This window comes from Pseudomonas sp. Colony2, assembly GCF_019382755.1.
Lineage (GTDB): Bacteria > Pseudomonadota > Gammaproteobacteria > Pseudomonadales > Pseudomonadaceae > Aquipseudomonas.
This window is the reverse complement of sequence record NZ_CP080030.1, coordinates 218,675-235,077: the sequence shown is the minus strand read 5'-3', so window position 1 is coordinate 235,077 and position 16,403 is coordinate 218,675. Positions and strand designations below refer to the sequence as shown.

Sequence of the window (16,403 nt, the reverse complement as noted above, 5' to 3'; positions counted from 1 at the left end):
TCTCATGCTCAAGACCCTCGCGGTGGCCAATTACCGCTCGATCAACAAATTGGTGGTGCCGCTGGATCGGTTGAACCTGATTACCGGCCCCAATGGCAGCGGCAAGTCCAACCTGTACCGCGCCCTGCGGCTGCTGGCGGAGACGGCCCAGGGCGGCGTGATCAACGCACTGGCCCGCGAGGGTGGGCTGGATTCAACCTTCTGGGCCGGGCCGGAAAGCATCAGCCGGCGCATGCTCAGTGGTGAAGTGGCGGTGGAGCCCATCGTGCGCCAGGGCGCCAAGCGCCTGCGCCTGGGGTTTGCCGCAGAGGATTTCAGCTATGCGATTTCCCTGGGGTTGCCCGAGAAGACCTTGTCCTATTTTTCCCTGGACCCGGAGATCAAGAAAGAATGCATCTGGGCCGGGCATGTATTTCGCCCGGCGAGCCTGCTGGTGCAGCGCTCCGGCCCGATGGTACGTGCCCGCGATGGCCGCGCCTGGGATGTACTGGCCCAGCACACGCCGAACTACCACAGCCTGTTCGATCAGGTCGGCAGCCTGCGGGGTTCGCCGGAGGTATTGCTGCTGCGCGAAAGCATTCGCGGCTGGCGCTTTTATGATCATTTTCGCAGCGACGTCGACGCCCCGGTGCGCCAGCCGCAACTGGGCACGCGCACGCCGGTGCTGCATCACGACGGTCGGGATTTGGCAGCGGCGTTGCAGACCATTCGCGAGATTGGCGACCCGGACGCCTTGCAGCGGGCGATCAGCGATGCGTTTCCGGGCGCGCGGTTGAATATCGAGCCGTTGCAGGGCGGACGCTTTGCCATCGAGTTTTATCAGGAAGGATTGCTGCGGCCCTTGTCGGCAGCAGAGTTGTCGGACGGCACCTTGCGCTACTTGCTGCTGGTGGCGGCGCTGCTGACGCCGAGGCCACCGACGATGATGGTATTGAACGAACCGGAAACCAGCTTGCACCCGGATCTTTTGCCGGCGTTGGCGCGGCTGATCATTCAGGTGTCGCAGCAGTGTCAGGTGTGGGTGGTGTCCCATGCCAGCCGCTTGATTGCGGCGTTGCAGCAGGATGAAGGGTGTAATTCGATCGTGCTGGAGAAGGTGATGGGGCAGACGCAGGTGGTGGGGCAGCGGGTGCTGGATGAGCCGGCGTGGCATTGGCCCAGTTAGGCGGTGCCTGTGAGGGCCTCTTCGCGAGCAAGCCCGCTCCCACATTTGTCCGCATTCCAAAGGTGGAACTCGGTCGAATGTGGGAGCGGGCTTGCTCGCGAAGACGGTAGATCAGTCACCCAACAGCTAACTGATCAACCCTGCCACTTCCCGCCTTCAACAATCACGCTTTCCGGCTTGGTGTCATCGCTCAGTTCCTTGCGAACATACTGGTCATACAGCTTGAGCAGATACTTCTCTTCGCCCAACTTTGCCAGCTCGGCATTCACCCAATCCCGCAATTCGATGTTGCCCTTCTTCACCGCCGGCGCAATCGGCGCTTCATCCCCCAGTTTCTGCTCCAGCACGCGATAGCCCGGGTTCTGCTTGGCCCAGCTGAACAGCACCAAGTTGTCCTGGGCATAGGCATCACCACGGCCCGCCGACAACGCTTGCAGCGACTCGGAATTTTTCTCGAACTTCAGCAGTTTCCAGTCCGGGTGGTTCTTGGTCAGCCAGATATCCGCGGTGGTGCCGGTGGTGACGATGGTGGTGCGGGTCGCCAGGTCGTCCAGGCTCTTCACCGAGCTGTCCTGCGGCACCAGGGCCTGCACCGCGACTTTCAGGTTCGGGTTGGTGAAGTCCACCGCTTCCTTGCGCTCCGGCGTCACCGTCATGTTGGCGAGGATCAGGTCGACCTTGTCGCTTTGCAGGAACGGAATGCGGCTCGCCGGCTCTACGGCGACGAATTCAACCTTGTTCTCGTCGCCCAGCAGGTCCTTGGCGAAACGGCGGCCGATGTCGGTATCGAAGCCGACATAACGGCCGGACTCATCCACGAAACCAAACGGCGGCTTGTCGGTGAATACGCCGACGATCAGCTTGTCCCGCGCCTTGATCTTGTCGATGTAGCTCACCGCAGCGGGTGCCGGGGTGGCAGCGGCAGCCGTCTTGGCGGGCTCTTCGGACTTATTGCAGCCGGCCAGCAAAGCGAGGCCGAACAGGGGGAATAACAACTTGGCAGTTTTCATGACAGCTCCAGTTCCTTGGTTCTTTTGGGCAGTGTTGAAACGAAGGAGAACTTCTCCAGGAACTGCTGCGCGCGTGCGGTTTGCGGGTTCGTAAAGAATGCCTCGGGGGTGTTTTGTTCGAGGATGCGGCCGGCCTCCATGAACACCACGCGGTCGGCGACGGCGCGGGCGAAGGCCATTTCATGGGTGACGATCAGCAGCGTCATGCCGTCCCGGGCCAGGCCCTGGATCACTTCCAGTACTTCCTTGACCATCTCCGGGTCGAGGGCGGCGGTGACTTCGTCAAACAGCATGACCTGCGGGTTCATGCACAACGAGCGGACGATGGCGATGCGTTGCTGCTGGCCGCCCGACAGCTGGCGCGGGTAGGCGTCGCGTTTGTCGGAGAGGCCCACCCGTTCCAGCAGTTTTTCAGCCTGGGCCCGGGCTTCGCGGGGTTCGCGTTTTTGCACTTTCAGCGGCCCGAGCAGGAGGTTGTCGAGCACGCTCATGTGCGGGAACAGGTGATAACTCTGGAACACCATGCCCACGTCCTGGCGCACCTGGCGCCAGTCGGTGGCCTTGTCCAGCAGCTCCTTGCCCGCAAAACGCAGGCTACCGCTGTGGGCCACTTCCAGGCCATTGAGGCACCGCAGCAAGGTGCTTTTGCCGCAACCGCTGGGGCCGAGGATCACCACCACTTCGCCGCTTTGCACACTCAGGTCGATGCCGTCGAGCACCTGCTGGTCGCCGAAAAACTTGTTGAAACCCTGGAACTCGATCAATGCGCTCATGCTTGGGCCCAGCGCCGTTCCAGCACCTTGGAGGCGGCCGACAACGGGTAGCAGATAAAGAAGAAAAACAGGAACAGCGCGCCGTAGATCAACACCGACTCGTAGGTGCGCTCGATGATTTGCTGGCCGACCTTGATCACGTCCACCACACCGATCAGCACCGCCAGGGAGCTGGTCTTGATGATGCGGGTGTAGACGTTGATGGTCGGCGGGGTCATGCGTTTCAGGGCCTGGGGCAACAGCACGTAGCCGTACAGTTGCGGGTCCGACAGGCCAATCGACAGGCCGGCTTCACGCTGGCCACGGGGCAACGAATGCAACGCACCGCGCACCACTTCGCCGACTTCACTGGCACCCCACAGCGACAACACCAGCACGGCGCACCAGAAGCTCGGAATGCTCAGGCCAAAGAAAATCGGCAGGCCGAAGAACAGCAAGTACAACCACACCAACACCGGAATGGCGCGGAACAGCTCCAGGTAAATCCGCAGCACCAGGTTGATCGCTTTCGAATTCAACGTGCGCAGTACGCCATACACCACGCCGCCGACGGTGCTGAAGGCGATGCTCAAGAACGAGATCGACAGGGTTTGCGCCGCGCCCTTGCCCAGTTGCGGCAAGGACACCCAGAGTAATTCAAGACCCGAACTGGCCATGCTGGAGCCTCCTTTCAAGGCGGCTGAGCAGCAGCGACAGCGGCAGGAATAACAGCACGCAGATCAACGTGAGCACCGCGAGCATTTCGTAGGTTTTGTAGTAGAGGGCGATATAGCTTTTGGTGGTGTAGAGAATCTCCGGCACCGCCACCGCCGACACGATCGTGGTTTCCTTGAGCAGGAAAATAAAGTTCGCAAACAGCGCCGGCAGGCTGAGGATCCCGGCCTGGGGCAGGATCACATGGCGCAGCAGTTGCCAGTGGGACAGCCCGATGGACTTGCCCGATTCGATCTGTGCCAGCGGCACCGCCTCGACACCGGCGCGCAACACTTCCGTGAGGTAGGCGCCGCCGAGAAAGGTCATGGTGATGATTGCCGCCCAGAACCCGGAGATATTCAGCCCCAGGGCCGGCAACGCGAAGTAGACGAAAAACAGTTGGATCAGCAGCGGTGTGTTGCGCGCCAACTCCACGTACAGCGCCACCAGGCGCCACACGTAGGGCGTGCGAAACACCAGCAGCGCGGCGTTGATCAAGGCCACCAGCATGGAGGTGCCAATGGCGATCAGGCCGACTTGCAGGGTAACGCCCACGGCCTTGAGAAACGCCGGCAGCGTGCTGAGGATAAATGCGTAATCGAAGGTCATCTGAAATCCCTGACGCCGCAGGGGTAAAGCGGCGTTGGTGCGGTCCGGTCCAGCGTGGGTAACGCCGGGTAGCGCCGACTTTAAAGGTATAAAAAGCAAAATTTAAATACCGAAATAGCATATTGATATCACCCAAATAGATAACCTGCGGATTCGCGGTGCAGATGGATGACAGGTACTGTTCCCGGGGAAGTAGGACGGGTCTTTTTATCGGAGTTGCACTTCAGGGATAGGCAGCGCGTGGCCAGACTGACGGCCAACCAACAGCGAGGGAATGAGCGATGAACGAGGCAAAACCGATTGATCCGCAGGAACTGGTGAAGTGGCTGGTGGCACTGCGCAGGGCCATCAATAGCCGGAATCTCTGAGCAGACACAGTCCCAAATGTGGGAGCGGGCTTGCTCGCTCCCACATTTCGATTGTGTTCCAGCCATAAAAAACGCCGACGCTGTAGAAGCCGTCGGCGTTTAAACCTTGAAGGAGGTTTTTGGGTTCGATCAGAACGCCGGCACGACCGCGCCGTTGTATTTCTTCTCGATGAAAGCTTTCACTTCAGGGCTGGTCAGGGCTTTGGCCAGCTTCTGGATCGCGTCGCTGTCCTTGTTGTCCGGGCGGGCAACCAGGAAGTTCACGTACGGCGACTTGGCGTCTTCGATGATCAACGCGTCCTTGGCCGGGTTCAGGCCGGCTTCCAGGGCGTAGTTGGTGTTGATCAGGTCCAGGTCAACCTGGTCCAGGACGCGTGGCAGCAGCGCCGATTCCAGCTCTTTGAATTTCAGGTTTTTCGGGTTGCTGGCGATGTCTTTCGGCGTGGCCAGGGCGTTGGTCGGGTCTTTCAGGGTGATCACGCCAGCCTTTTGCAGCAGCAGCAGGGCACGGCCGGAGTTGCTGCCTTCGTTCGGGATGGCCACGGTGGCGCCATCTTTGAGCTCAGAGATGTTTTTGATCTTTTTCGAGTAGCCGCCGAAGGGTTCAACGTGCACACCGACCACGGTGACCAGGTTGGTGCCTTTACCCTTGTTGAAGTTTTCCAGGTACGGCAGGGTCTGGAAGTAGTTGGCGTCCAGACGCTTCTCGGCCACCTGTACGTTCGGTTGTACGTAGTCGGTGAAGACTTTGATTTCCAGGTCCACGCCTTCTTTGGCCAGGGTCGGCTTGACCAGCTCAAGGATCTCGGCGTGCGGGATCGGGGTAGCGGCTACCACCAGTTTCTCGTTGGCCTGGGCGAAGCTTGCAGTCAGGGCAGCCGCCAGTGCGGTAAACAACAGAACCTTTTTCATGCAGTGTCCTTATCGAAAATCCGGGTCGTCTGGGACGGCCGCTTTTTTAGTGGATGCCAGCGAAGTGCTATCGCGGCGTGCAGCGGACAATACCGAGGTTTTTTATTCCAGAACAATACTTTTTATTCACTTTGATATTCCATTTTGTTCATGCAGGAGCCCGGCTTGCCGGCGATGGCGGTCTTGAGCCTTGCGATGCTCCTGAGGACGCCATCGCCGGCAAGCCGGGCTCCTACAAAACAACGTGTTCTTTCAAATAGCTTTTCAGGGCTTCAACCTCGGCGGCGCTGGCGTGGCCAAGAATTCGCCGCACCTGCTCCACAGGCGAACCCGCCACGGGCAGGTTCAAATGCTCAGGCAGAATCTCGTCGCCACTGCTGACCAGCAAGGCAAAGTGAATCACGTTCTCCAACTCCCGGGTGTTGCCCGGCCAGCTATGATGCTCCAGCACGCGCTGGGCTTCGTCGCTGATCAGCGGCACCGGCAGGTCGAGGCGCTGGCTGTAGATGCCGAGGAAATATTCGGCCAGTGACAGGATGTCGCCCACCCGCTCGCGCAGTGCGGGCAGCTCCAGTTGGCCTTCGCTGAGGTAATGGAACAGGCGCTCATGAAACTTGCCGGCCGCCACGGCCTGGGCGAGGTCGATGCTGGTGGCCGCCACCAGCCGCACATCCACCGGGCTTGGCTGATGGGCGCCGACGCGAGTGACTTCGTGGTTTTCCAGCGCCGCCAGCAGCTTGACCTGGATTGGCAGCGGCAAGTCGCCGATTTCATCCAGGTACAACGTGCCGCCGTTGGCCGAGCCAAACCAGCCGGCGCGGCTGCTGGCTGCGCCGCTGTGGCTGCCTGCGGCGTAGCCGAACAGTTCGGCGTCGGCGTATGTCGGGCTGATGGCGCCGCAATTCACCGAGACAAACAGGCCGGTGCGGTCGCTGCCACGGTGGATATGCCGGGCGAGCAACTCCTTGCCGCTGCCGGTTTCGCCGCGGATCAACACGGGCAAGGCACGGGGGGCGAGGTTTTCGAGGTCTTCGCGCAGTTGCCGCGAACGCGGGTCGACAAACACCAGCGCCTTGGCACGAATGCTCAGGGGGCTTTTTTCGGCGTCGGGGAAGGTCAGCAGGGGCTGACCGAAGGTTTCATGCAGGCTCATGGCAGGCTCCCGCCCCATCCACGAAGGGGAAGGGGCGTTTAAAAAATTTTATGCACGGCGCCGGGAGTGATGTTCCAGGCGATTTTGCAGGCGATAGAGGTAGGCGAAACCCTGTTCCCAGCGTTGATGGCCGGACTTCACGTTGATGTGCCCGGCGCCCGCGAGAATTCCCGCTTCGGCGCCCCAGTTACGTGCCAGTTCCAGGGCGCGGGTGGCGCTGACGGCGCTGTCGTTGTCGGAGCTGACGACCTGGCTTGGGAACGGCAGCAGGTGGCTGGGGATTGGCGCAAAGTTACGCAGGGCGGGTGCGCAGGCAGGGCGTTCGACATCGGCCGGGGCCACCAGCAGGGCGCCGCGTACCTGACGCAGGAACTGCACCGGTGCGGTGGCCGCCCAATGGGCGACGGTGATGCAGCCCAGGCTGTGGGCGATCAGAATCACCGGGGTGCTGTCGGCGGCGATGGCTTCGGCCAGGGCTGCCACCCAGTCTTCGCGGCGTGGGGTGAGCCAGTCGGCCTGCTCCACGCGCGCGCTGTTGGGCAGGCTGTTCTGCCAATGACTTTGCCAATGATCTTCTGGCGATCCTTGCCAGCCCGGCACGATCAGATAACGAATCGACTCGCTGTGCATGGGTGTGCCCTCCTGCAGCGTTTAACGTTGTGGGTCAGTATAGGCACGGGGTATATATTCGTTAAGGAATAAGAAGCTATTTATTAATAACCAAAATGTTTGTTGAGAGTGATGGGGGGTTTAGGGGGATGGGGGTACATATCCGTTTCTTCGGTTATGGCCGCTATTGGTTCCGCTCTTACAGCGGCTCACTTTTGAAGAGCGCAAAAGTAAGCAAAACGCTCTTGCCCCACCACTCGGCACCTCGCCTAGGCTCGGTGTGCCCTCACTCCGGCTTTGGACCGTGGGCCGCCGCGATGGGCCATCCTTGGCCCAGCGCGGCTAACCCGGCGTCCTGCCGGGTTACCCACGCTCCAAAGCCTGCGTTCGGCCAGCGTGGTTTAACGGGGCGCCTAAGATCAAGATCAAAAGCAACAGCACAGCGGCCTACCGGCCGGCTTGAGTGTGGTGAAGCAAAATCAAATCTAAAGCGGGCACGGTCAAATGTGGGAGCTGGCTTGCCTGCGATGGCATCGCCTCGGTGTATCTGAAAACCCGAGGTGTCTGCATCGCAGGCAAGCCAGCTCCCACAGAAAAGCAGATCTGCAACCGCTTCAGATTTGGCTTTCGCTCTGGATCTTGCCTTTGCTTTTAACACTCAAGCCGGCCGGTAGGCCGCTGTGCTCTGCTTTTGATCTGCTTTTGATTTTGATCTGCGGGCCCCGTTAACCACGATGGCCGCAAGTAGGCACGGTGGAGCGGGTAAACCGGCAGGACGCCGGTTTAGCCGCGCCGGGCCATGGATGGCCCGTCGCGGCGGCCCGCGGAACCGGGCCGGAGTGCGGGCATGCCGAGCCTGGGCGAGGCACCGAGTGGTGGGGCAAAGACCTTTTGGTTACTTTTGGGGCGTTTGCCAAAAGTGACCCGCTGTAAGAGCGGAACCATAAGCCGCCGTTACCTAAATAACGGATATGTACCCAGCCCCCCAAAACCACAGCCCAAAAAAAAGGCCGCACCCTGCCAAGGAGACGGCCAAAAAAATTGTCGAGGCATTTGAAACTAACGTGCAGTAATCACCGACAGCTTGGTAATCCCCGCCCGCTCGATCGACGCCATGGCTCGCGCCACTTCGCCGTAGTTCACGCCATCATCAGCCTGCAGTTGCACCCGCACCTCCGGGTCCTTGGCCTTGGCCGACTGCAAGTTGAACTCCAGCAAATCCGGCTGGATTTCATCCTTGTTGATAAACAGTTTCCCGGCCGCATCAATGCTCACCACCAGCGGGTCCTTCTGCTCCACCGGGGCCACGGCCTCGGTCTTGGGCAAGTTGATCGGAATCGCATTGGTCAACAACGGCGCCGTGACGATAAACACCACCAGCAGCACCAGCATCACGTCCACCAGCGGCGTAACGTTGATCTCGCTCAGCACCTCATCACTGTCTTGCGTAGAGAAGGCCATCTCAGGACGCCTCCTTCACTTTTTGCGCGCCACCCTGGGCACCGGCCTTGCTCAGCGTCGGATGCAGCAACACACGGAACGAGTTCTTCTGCGCCAGGCTGTAGAAGTCGTGGGCGAAGTCGTCCAGGTCAGCAGCCGTGAGCTTCAGGCGACGCAGGAAGTAGTTGTAGACCAGCACCGCCGGCACCGCGACGGCAATACCCACACCCGTGGCAACCAGTGCCGCACCGATCGGCCCGGCCACGGTTTCGAGGCTGGCGGAACCGGCGGCGCTGATGCCTTTCAGGGCTTCCATGATCCCCCACACAGTGCCGAACAGGCCGATAAACGGCGAGGTGCTGCCGATACTCGCAACCACGGCCAGGCCGGTTTCCAGGGAGCGGCGCTCACGCACGATCTGTTGGCGCAAAGCGCGTTCAAGACGGTCCTGATGGTTGATCGCCTGGCTCAGGTCAGCAGCATGTGGCGCTTCACCGACCTGGATCGCGGCGTAACCAGCCTGGGCCACACGAGCGGCGGCGCCGGGTTTGGTTTCAGCGAGTTCAGCGGCCGAGTCCAGGCTGGATGCCGCCCAAAACTGTTTGTGGAACTTGCGATCCTGGGACTTGAGGCGGCCGAACTGGACGCCCTTGAGCAGGGCCAGGCCCCAGGTAGCGACCGAAAAGACCACCAGCAGCCAGATCACCGCGCTTTCGATGGATTCAGTTGGAGATGCTAATGCCATGATGTTTTCCCTCTGTGCAGGTCGCGATGTGTCCAACACACCGCATCCAATAATTAATGAATCTTGAAATCGATCGGTACGCTGACCCAGCCGTCCTGGGCCACATCACCCTGCTTGGCCGGTACAAAACTCCAGCGCTTCACGGCAGCCAGTGCGGCTTCGTCGAGTTGCTGGCGACCACTGCTTTTCTGAATCTGGATCTCACCCGGCTTGCCGGTGGCCAATACATGCACCCGCAACAGCACCGTGCCTTCCCAACCCCGGCGCTGGGCCAGTGACGGGTATTCGGGCGCCGGGTTCTTCAGGTACGCGGCGTTGGCCGAGGCCGGTGTGACCGGCGCGGGCGCAGGCGGTGCCGGCGGTGCTGGAGCCGGTGGCGCGGGTACAGGCGGCGCGGGCGGCTGCTCGGCTACCGGTTTCGGTGCGGGCTTGGGCACAGGCTTTGGCACCGGCTTGGGTTTCGGAATCTTTTTCGGCGCCGGCTTGGCGGCCAATTCATCAACCACCGGCGGCGGTGGCTCGACAACCGGTGGCGGCGGCGGTGGCGGTACAGGCGGTGGCGGCTCCACGACCGGCGGTGCCGGCTGGGAAAATTCGATCGTCATCGGCGGGATTTCCGGCGGCACAATCGGCAGCACCGGGGTTGGCTTCTGGCTGACCCAATAGATCACCGCGCCATGCAAGGCCAGCGCGAGAATCCCCAACAGGATCGCTTCACGCCGACTCAACACACCCTTCGGGGTTTTCTGCGTACGCAACTGCCCCAACGGCGCGCGATGCGGCCGGCCAAGGTCGACCAACTCACCACCCGGTGCGTGGCGCCACTGCGCCTCTTGTGCACTGGCGGCGGTCTGGACATTGCCCATTGATTAACTCCCCTGCGGTCTTAAGCAAAAAAACCGACGGGCCTGCCTTGGCGGCCGTCGAGGGCTGAATCATCGGGGGCAGACGCTTATCTCTTAAAGTAATCTTTAAAGTTATAGATAGATCTAAATTGAATAACCGAAACATCCGGATACGCCGAAGCCACGTCCTGCGCGGCCTGGCGCCGTGGGGGAAAATCTCAATGCTTTTGAGGCATACAAAATATTCACTGAAGGCATGGCTCAGCGTGGATTACCGGCACATAAATCCTGCAATTGGCGTAGCAACGCCTGCCCGGCCGCACCAAGGCCGTTGCGTCCATACAGCGCCAGCCGCACGCCCTGCACCGCAGGCAAACCGCTGTCCGCGCCCAACACCACGTGCCCGGGCTGCACCACCCGCACCGGCAACAGGCTGATCCCCAGCCCCGCCGCCACCGCCGAACACACGCTGGCCAAGCTGGCGCTGGAATAACCGATGCGCCAGCGCCAGCCGCCCACCTCCAGGTGATGCAGCATTTCATTGCGGTACAGGCCGCCAGCGGGAAACGCCACCAACGGCAGCGGATCACGTCCCAGGGACGGCGAACTGCGGCTGTCGACCCAACACAACGGCTCCGGCCAGGACACCAGGCAGTCATCGCTGTCACCCATTTGCTTGACCAGCAGCACGTCGAATTCACCGCCGCGATAATCCCGCAACAACTCCGGCCCCAAGCCGCTGGTGACCTCCAGGCGCACCCGGGGATAAGCCTGCACAAACGCCGACAGCAGCGGCATCAGGCGCTCGGCCGCAAAGTCCTCGGGCACCGCCAGGCGCAACACGCCATCGCTCTGCTGATTGATCAGCACGTCGGCCGCCTCTTCGTGCAGCGCCAGGATGCGCCGCGCATATGCCAGCAAGCGTTCACCTTCCACCGTGGCCACCACGCGGCGCTGATCCCGGTCGAGCACCTGGCTACCCAGTGCATCTTCCAGGCGGCGGATCTGTTGGCTGACCGTGGACTGGGTCAAGTGCAGCCGCTCGGCCGCGCGGGTGAAATTGCCGCAATCGACGACGGCAACAAAGCTGCGCAACAACACGGGATCGAACATGGGCTCACCATTCCATTTGCCACTGATTGGCATGGTTATATTTAATTTCAGAATACCCCTGCGGCTACCCATACTTCACGCCTCATTGCGCACGAGGGGTTTTCCATGACTGACGATCAACAGCATCTGCATCACGCCGTGCAACTGGCCAAAGCCAACGTAGCCGCCGGTGGCCGCCCGTTTGGTGCCGTGCTGGTGCGCAACGGCGAGGTGCTGGTGGAGGCGGTCAACGAAATCCACTTGAGCCAGGACCCCACCGCCCACGCCGAGATGCTCGCCATCCGTGCCGCCAGCCAACAACTCGGCCCGCGCCTCGACGGTTGTGTGATCTACGCCAGCGGCCAGCCCTGCCCGATGTGCCTGAGTGCGATGCACCTGTGCGGCATATCCCGTGTGGTGTTCGCTGCCAGCAACGACGTGGCGGCGCCCTTTGGTTTGTCCACAGCAGCGATCTACCAGCAACTGGCGCTGCCGCTGGCGGAGCAAAAATTGCCCGTGCAGCACCTGCCGCAGGCAGCGATGCAAGCCCTCTACCGCGCGTGGCAGGCCCTGCATGACGCTGAATAATTCGTTCGCCGGCAAGCTCGCCGGTTGGGGTTTGTTGGTAGTACTGGGCCTGAACCTGCGGCCCATCCTCAGTTCCATCAGCCCGTTGCTGGGGGAAATCCGTCTGGCCACCGGCCTGAGTTTCCAGAGCAGCGCCCTGCTCACCAGCCTGCCGGTGATCTGCATGGGCCTGGTGGCGTTGGTGGGGGTGCGCCTGGATGCGAAGCTGGGGGAGCGTCGCGGAATCGCCCTGGGCTTGATGATGATTCTGCTGGCGTGCCTCGCGCGCTGGCTGTTTGGCCAGGCGCCGGCGCTGCTGGCCACGGCATTGTTCGGCGGTGCGGGTGTGGCGCTGATCCAGGCGCTGGTGCCGGCGATGATCAAGCGCCAGTTTCACCAGCGCGTGCCGTTGGCGATGGGGGTTTACTCGGCTTCGCTGATGGGCGGCGGTGGCTTGGCCGCGCTGCTCAGCCCGTTGGTGGCGGGGCATTTCCAGCAGTGGCAGGCGGGGCTCGGGATCTGGCTGCTACCGGCCCTGGGCGCACTATTGTTGTGGGCGTGGCTGCCATTGGGTGCGGCGAAAAACCCGCAGGTGACGGCGCCGTTCCAGGGCCTGCGCAACCGTCGGGCGTGGTTGCTGGCGCTGTATTTCGGCCTGGTGAATTGCGGCTACATGAGCATGGTCGCGTGGCTGCCGGCCTACTACCAGCAGTTGGGTTGGGGCGTACTGCCCAGTGGTTCGCTGCTGGCGTTCATGACGATCTTCCAGGTAATCGCCGCGCTGCTGATGCCCGCACTGGCGCAACGTGGCATTGATCGTCGACCGTTACTGAGCATCAGCCTGCTGGCCCAGACCGTGGGCTATATCGGCCTGCTGACGGCGCCGCTGGAATTCCCCCACCTGTGGGTGGCGTTGATCGGTTTCGGCCTGGGAGCGTGTTTCGCCCTGAGCCTGTTGCTGACCCTGGATCACCGCCGCGACCCTCGGGAGGCCGGCCAACTGGCGGCGTTCGTCCAGGGCGTGGGCTTTTTGATCAACGCCGTATCACCGTGGCTGACCGGCTGGCTGCGGGAATTGACTGGCAGTTTCGTCAGCGCCTGGATGGTGCTGACGCTGACGGTGGTGGCGATGCTGATACTCACCCGGGTGTTCAGCCCGGCCACCTACCGCACAGGCTCTATGGATATGCAATTTGAATCTAGATAAAACAATGAACATTCTTTTGCGGAATAAGCGAGGCGATTAGAATCGCGGTTTCCTTCAGGACGCCGGAAAACTCCATGGACCTTCGCCAACTGCGCTACTTCATTGCTCTGAACGAGTACCGCAGTTTTGTGCGCGCCGCCGACGCCATGGGCATTACCCAGCCGGCGTTCAGCCGCAGCATCCAAAGCCTGGAACAGGAGTTTGGCTGTGTGCTGGTGGACCGCGCCCACAAAGACCTGCGCCCCACTCCCGAGGGCCAGGTGGTGTTGCAACATGCCTTGTCGCTCGTTCAGGGGGCGGCGCGGCTGAGCCACGAAGTCACCCGCATGACCAAGCTCGACGCCGGCGAATTGCGCTTTGGCTGCGATGCCGTGGCGGCGGTGAACCTGGTGCCTGGAGCGATCGCACGGTTTGTCGGCGCTCATCCACGAGTACGCAGCGGTTTGCATGTGGATAACTGGGAAAAACTCGGACGCAGTTTGAGTCGCGAAGAGATCGAATTCTTCATCGCCGATGTGCGCCACTTCGAGGCCGATCCGAATTTCCAGACCCAGGCCCTGACACCCCGGCGCAATGTATTTTTCTGCCGCGCCGGGCACCCGTTACTGGCCAAGGACAGCCTCTCGACCAACGACTTGTTTGACTACCCGCTGGCCACACCGCTGATCGCTCCCGGGGTACGCAAGCTACTGGCCAACCTGAGCGGGCGTGTCGACTTTTCTCCCGCTATCGAACTGGAGCAGTTTGCGGCGCTGGCAGCCATCGTGCACCAGTCCAACGCGATTGGCCTGGGTGCCGAGGATGCGTTTGCCGAAGACTTTGCCCGTGGCGCACTGACGGTGTTGCACTGGCGCAACGTGCCTCACAGCCTCGACAGTTTGAACAACCGCTGCGGGATCATCAGCCGTACCGGGTTTCGCTTGTCGCCGGCGGCGAAGGCGATGATCGAAACCCTGATCACCGTGGATACCCCCTCTGCTGAAGCAAGCTTGCTCGCCCGCAATTAAAAACCAGGCTTGCGCGCGGCAGCCCATTCTCTTGATTTCAATGAAACTGTTATCGGCAATCAGCGGGTTTTTTCGCCTGCCGGGAACCGACACCATTGGCTCCAGAACAGAAAAACCTGGAGCCCTGCCATGTACTTGAAATACCCAATCAGTTGGACTGCCCTTGCCTTGGCAGCGGCCCTCACCGGCACCGCCGCCCAGGCTTCCATGCCGGCGAACCTGCCCGCCGATCAGAGCGTTGGCGCCATCGAGCAGGTGCACGCCTTCCACGATGCCATGCCCACCGGCGTGAGCGTTACCGAGACCGGACGCATCTTTGTCAACTTTCCTCGCTGGGGCGACGAGGTGCCGTTTACCGTCGCAGAATTGCGCGACGGCAAAGTCGTACCCTACCCTGACCAGGCGATAAATCAGGCCAACCCCAAAGACCCGGCCAAAGGGTTTATCAGCGTACAAAGCGTGGTGGCCGACGGGCGCGGACGCCTCTGGATACTGGACACCGCGGCGCCTGGCTTCTCGCCTCCACAGCCAGGTGGTGCCAAGCTCGTCGCAGTTGAGCTCGCCACCAACAAGGTGGTCAAGACCCTCGTATTCCCGAAAAACGTCATGCTGCCCGGCACCTACGTCAACGACATGCGCTTTGATTTTCGCGTGGGTGACCAAGGCGTGATCTATATCACCGACTCTTCACTTACCGGCCCGGGCGCGATCATCGTCATGGACATCGCCAGTGGCACGGCCATACGCCGGCTCAGTGGTGCACCCTCGACCTCGGTCGACCCGAACTTCGTACCCACGGTCGAAGGCCAGGTCCTGAAAGTGCGGGATGCCAAAGGCGGCACCCAGCCTTTTGCCGTGGCTTCGGACGGCATCGCCCTGTCGGCTGATGGGCAGACCTTGTATTTCTGCCCGCTGTCGAGTCGGCACCTGTACGCCATCCCCACGGCACTGCTGCGTGACGAGACAGTCAGCGAAGCACGGCTCGAAATGGCGGTCAAAGACCTCGGGGAAAAAGGCGCCTCGGACGGGCTTGAAGCCGACGCCTCGGGGGCCGTGTATGCCGGCGACTACGAAAACAACAGCGTGCGCAAACGGCTGGCGAACGGGCAATGGCAGACCATCGTCCATGATCCGCGTGTGCTTTGGCCCGACACACTGTCAATCGGTCCTGATGGCTACCTGTACTTCATCGCCAATCAGCTGCACCGCCAAAGCATCTTTCACGCAGGCAAAGACTTGCGCCAGAAACCCTACAGCCTGCTGCGCGTGAAGATCGATGCCGCGCCGGCGCCCACACACTAGCGGCGCCGAAGCATGAATATTGATGCGTTGAACCTGTTCATGCGATCAACAGAGCTGGGCAATATCACCGCAGCCGGCAGGGAGCTGGGACTCGCGCCCTCGGTGGCCAGCCACAAACTGGCGAAGCTTGAAGAATACCTGGGCATGCGCCTGCTGCATCGCACCACTCGCCAGGTCAGCCTGACCGAAGACGGTGCGCTGTTTCTGCCCCATGCAATCCGGGTGCTGGCAGCCGTGGACGAGGCCTATCTGGTCGCGGTGAAAGGCAAGGACGTGGCCAAACGGGTGTTAAGAGTATCCGCCCCCGGGTCCTTCGCGCGGATGTGCCTGATGCCGGCCATTACCCGGTTCCTGCACGCCAACCCGAAGCTGAAGATCGACCTGATACTGTCCGATCAAATGCAGGACCTGACCGAGATCGGGATTGATGTGGCAATCCGCATCGCCGCCCTGAAGGACTCATCCCTGGTGGCGCGCAAGCTCGGCTGCGACCGACGCATCCTGTGTGCGGCACCCGCCTACCTCCAGGCGCATGGCGAACCGACTTCACCTGCGGAGCTGGTCAATCATTCCTGCATCCTGCTGGGCGACGAGGACCATTGGCGTTTCGTGGGTGCCCATTCACACAAAGTCACGGCAATCAGTGGTTCGCTCAGAGTCAATTGCGGCGAAAGCGCACGGCTTGCCGCGGAGGGTGGGCTCGGCATCGTCTCTGTTTCACAGTGGAACGTCAGGCCCTCACTGGAAAGCGGCGCATTGGTGGAAATCATGCCGTCCTGTGTCCTGGAGCAAACCCGGGATATCTGGGCGATCTACCCCAGCGCGCGGTTGATCTCATCCAAGGCTCGGGCTTTCGTCGAGTTCATGATCGCCGAGTTCCAGGGCGATTTTTAGCATAGGGAAAAA

Annotated in this window: 17 protein-coding genes; 6 read left to right on the top strand and 11 right to left on the bottom strand. The window is 61.4% G+C overall.

Annotated features, from left to right (window positions below):
• The first annotated feature begins 4 nt into the window (after nucleotides 1–4).
• Nucleotides 5–1,165, top strand: a complete 1,161-nt coding sequence (locus JV201_RS01020) for an AAA family ATPase (protein ID WP_102606019.1) — start codon at nucleotides 5–7, stop codon at nucleotides 1,163–1,165.
• A 134-nt stretch (nucleotides 1,166–1,299) separates the two neighbouring features.
• On the opposite strand, the gene JV201_RS01015 is transcribed toward JV201_RS01020, so the two are convergent.
• The 11 genes from JV201_RS01015 to JV201_RS00965 form a co-directional block, all read right to left on the bottom strand.
• Nucleotides 1,300–2,175: a transporter substrate-binding domain-containing protein gene (locus tag JV201_RS01015; protein WP_008435828.1), complete on the bottom strand. Its 876-nt coding sequence runs from the start codon at nucleotides 2,173–2,175 to the stop codon at nucleotides 1,300–1,302.
• A complete protein-coding gene (locus JV201_RS01010) occupies nucleotides 2,172–2,948 on the bottom strand; it encodes an amino acid ABC transporter ATP-binding protein (protein ID WP_003211829.1) in 777 nt (258 codons plus the stop codon). Before JV201_RS01010 ends, JV201_RS01015 begins: the two co-directional genes overlap by 4 nt.
• Complete coding sequence (locus JV201_RS01005; protein ID WP_008435829.1) at nucleotides 2,945–3,604, bottom strand: amino acid ABC transporter permease; 660 nt, start codon at nucleotides 3,602–3,604, stop codon at nucleotides 2,945–2,947. Before JV201_RS01005 ends, JV201_RS01010 begins: the two co-directional genes overlap by 4 nt.
• The gene (locus tag JV201_RS01000; protein WP_003211825.1) at nucleotides 3,585–4,250 is read right to left on the bottom strand and encodes an amino acid ABC transporter permease; all 666 of its coding nucleotides are present in this window, start codon (nucleotides 4,248–4,250) and stop codon (nucleotides 3,585–3,587) included. Before JV201_RS01000 ends, JV201_RS01005 begins: the two co-directional genes overlap by 20 nt.
• Before the next feature lie 497 nt (nucleotides 4,251–4,747).
• Nucleotides 4,748–5,530, bottom strand: a complete 783-nt coding sequence (locus tag JV201_RS00995) for a MetQ/NlpA family ABC transporter substrate-binding protein (RefSeq protein WP_063033612.1) — start codon at nucleotides 5,528–5,530, stop codon at nucleotides 4,748–4,750.
• Nucleotides 5,531–5,762: 232 nt separating this feature from the next.
• Nucleotides 5,763–6,683, bottom strand: coding sequence for a sigma 54-interacting transcriptional regulator (locus JV201_RS00990; protein WP_177040723.1), 921 nt, complete (start codon nucleotides 6,681–6,683; stop codon nucleotides 5,763–5,765).
• A gap of 48 nt (nucleotides 6,684–6,731) precedes the next feature.
• Nucleotides 6,732–7,313 carry an alpha/beta hydrolase gene (locus JV201_RS00985; protein ID WP_003211820.1) on the bottom strand — a complete coding sequence of 194 codons (582 nt, stop codon included), beginning with the start codon at nucleotides 7,311–7,313 and terminating at the stop codon, nucleotides 6,732–6,734.
• A 1,038-nt stretch (nucleotides 7,314–8,351) separates the two neighbouring features.
• Entirely contained in the window at nucleotides 8,352–8,753 is a 402-nt protein-coding gene (locus JV201_RS00980; RefSeq protein ID WP_017478080.1) for a biopolymer transporter ExbD, read from the bottom strand.
• Nucleotide 8,754: 1 nt separating this feature from the next.
• Entirely contained in the window at nucleotides 8,755–9,480 is a 726-nt protein-coding gene (locus tag JV201_RS00975; RefSeq protein WP_085984637.1) for a MotA/TolQ/ExbB proton channel family protein, read from the bottom strand.
• Nucleotides 9,481–9,530: 50 nt separating this feature from the next.
• Nucleotides 9,531–10,343 carry an energy transducer TonB gene (locus tag JV201_RS00970; RefSeq protein WP_003218120.1) on the bottom strand — a complete coding sequence of 271 codons (813 nt, stop codon included), beginning with the start codon at nucleotides 10,341–10,343 and terminating at the stop codon, nucleotides 9,531–9,533.
• Nucleotides 10,344–10,583: 240 nt separating this feature from the next.
• Nucleotides 10,584–11,435 (bottom strand): LysR family transcriptional regulator, encoded by an 852-nt coding sequence (locus tag JV201_RS00965; RefSeq protein ID WP_008433713.1) that lies wholly within the window; start codon nucleotides 11,433–11,435, stop codon nucleotides 10,584–10,586.
• 105 nt (nucleotides 11,436–11,540) lie between these two features.
• Between JV201_RS00965 and JV201_RS00960 the strand changes: the two genes are divergently transcribed.
• From JV201_RS00960 to JV201_RS00940, 5 genes are all read left to right on the top strand, one after another.
• The gene (locus tag JV201_RS00960; protein ID WP_219406389.1) at nucleotides 11,541–12,002 is read left to right on the top strand and encodes a nucleoside deaminase; all 462 of its coding nucleotides are present in this window, start codon (nucleotides 11,541–11,543) and stop codon (nucleotides 12,000–12,002) included.
• Nucleotides 11,989–13,188, top strand: a complete 1,200-nt coding sequence (locus JV201_RS00955; RefSeq protein ID WP_219406388.1) for a CynX/NimT family MFS transporter — start codon at nucleotides 11,989–11,991, stop codon at nucleotides 13,186–13,188. The genes JV201_RS00960 and JV201_RS00955 overlap by 14 nt, the downstream gene beginning before the upstream one ends.
• 74 nt (nucleotides 13,189–13,262) lie before the next feature.
• Nucleotides 13,263–14,195 carry a LysR family transcriptional regulator gene (locus JV201_RS00950; protein ID WP_003218124.1) on the top strand — a complete coding sequence of 311 codons (933 nt, stop codon included), beginning with the start codon at nucleotides 13,263–13,265 and terminating at the stop codon, nucleotides 14,193–14,195.
• 129 nt (nucleotides 14,196–14,324) lie between these two features.
• Nucleotides 14,325–15,497: an L-dopachrome tautomerase-related protein gene (locus JV201_RS00945; RefSeq protein ID WP_003218125.1), complete on the top strand. Its 1,173-nt coding sequence runs from the start codon at nucleotides 14,325–14,327 to the stop codon at nucleotides 15,495–15,497.
• A 12-nt stretch (nucleotides 15,498–15,509) separates the two neighbouring features.
• Nucleotides 15,510–16,391, top strand: coding sequence for a LysR family transcriptional regulator (locus JV201_RS00940; RefSeq protein ID WP_219406387.1), 882 nt, complete (start codon nucleotides 15,510–15,512; stop codon nucleotides 16,389–16,391).
• Nucleotides 16,392–16,403: the final 12 nt, after the last annotated feature.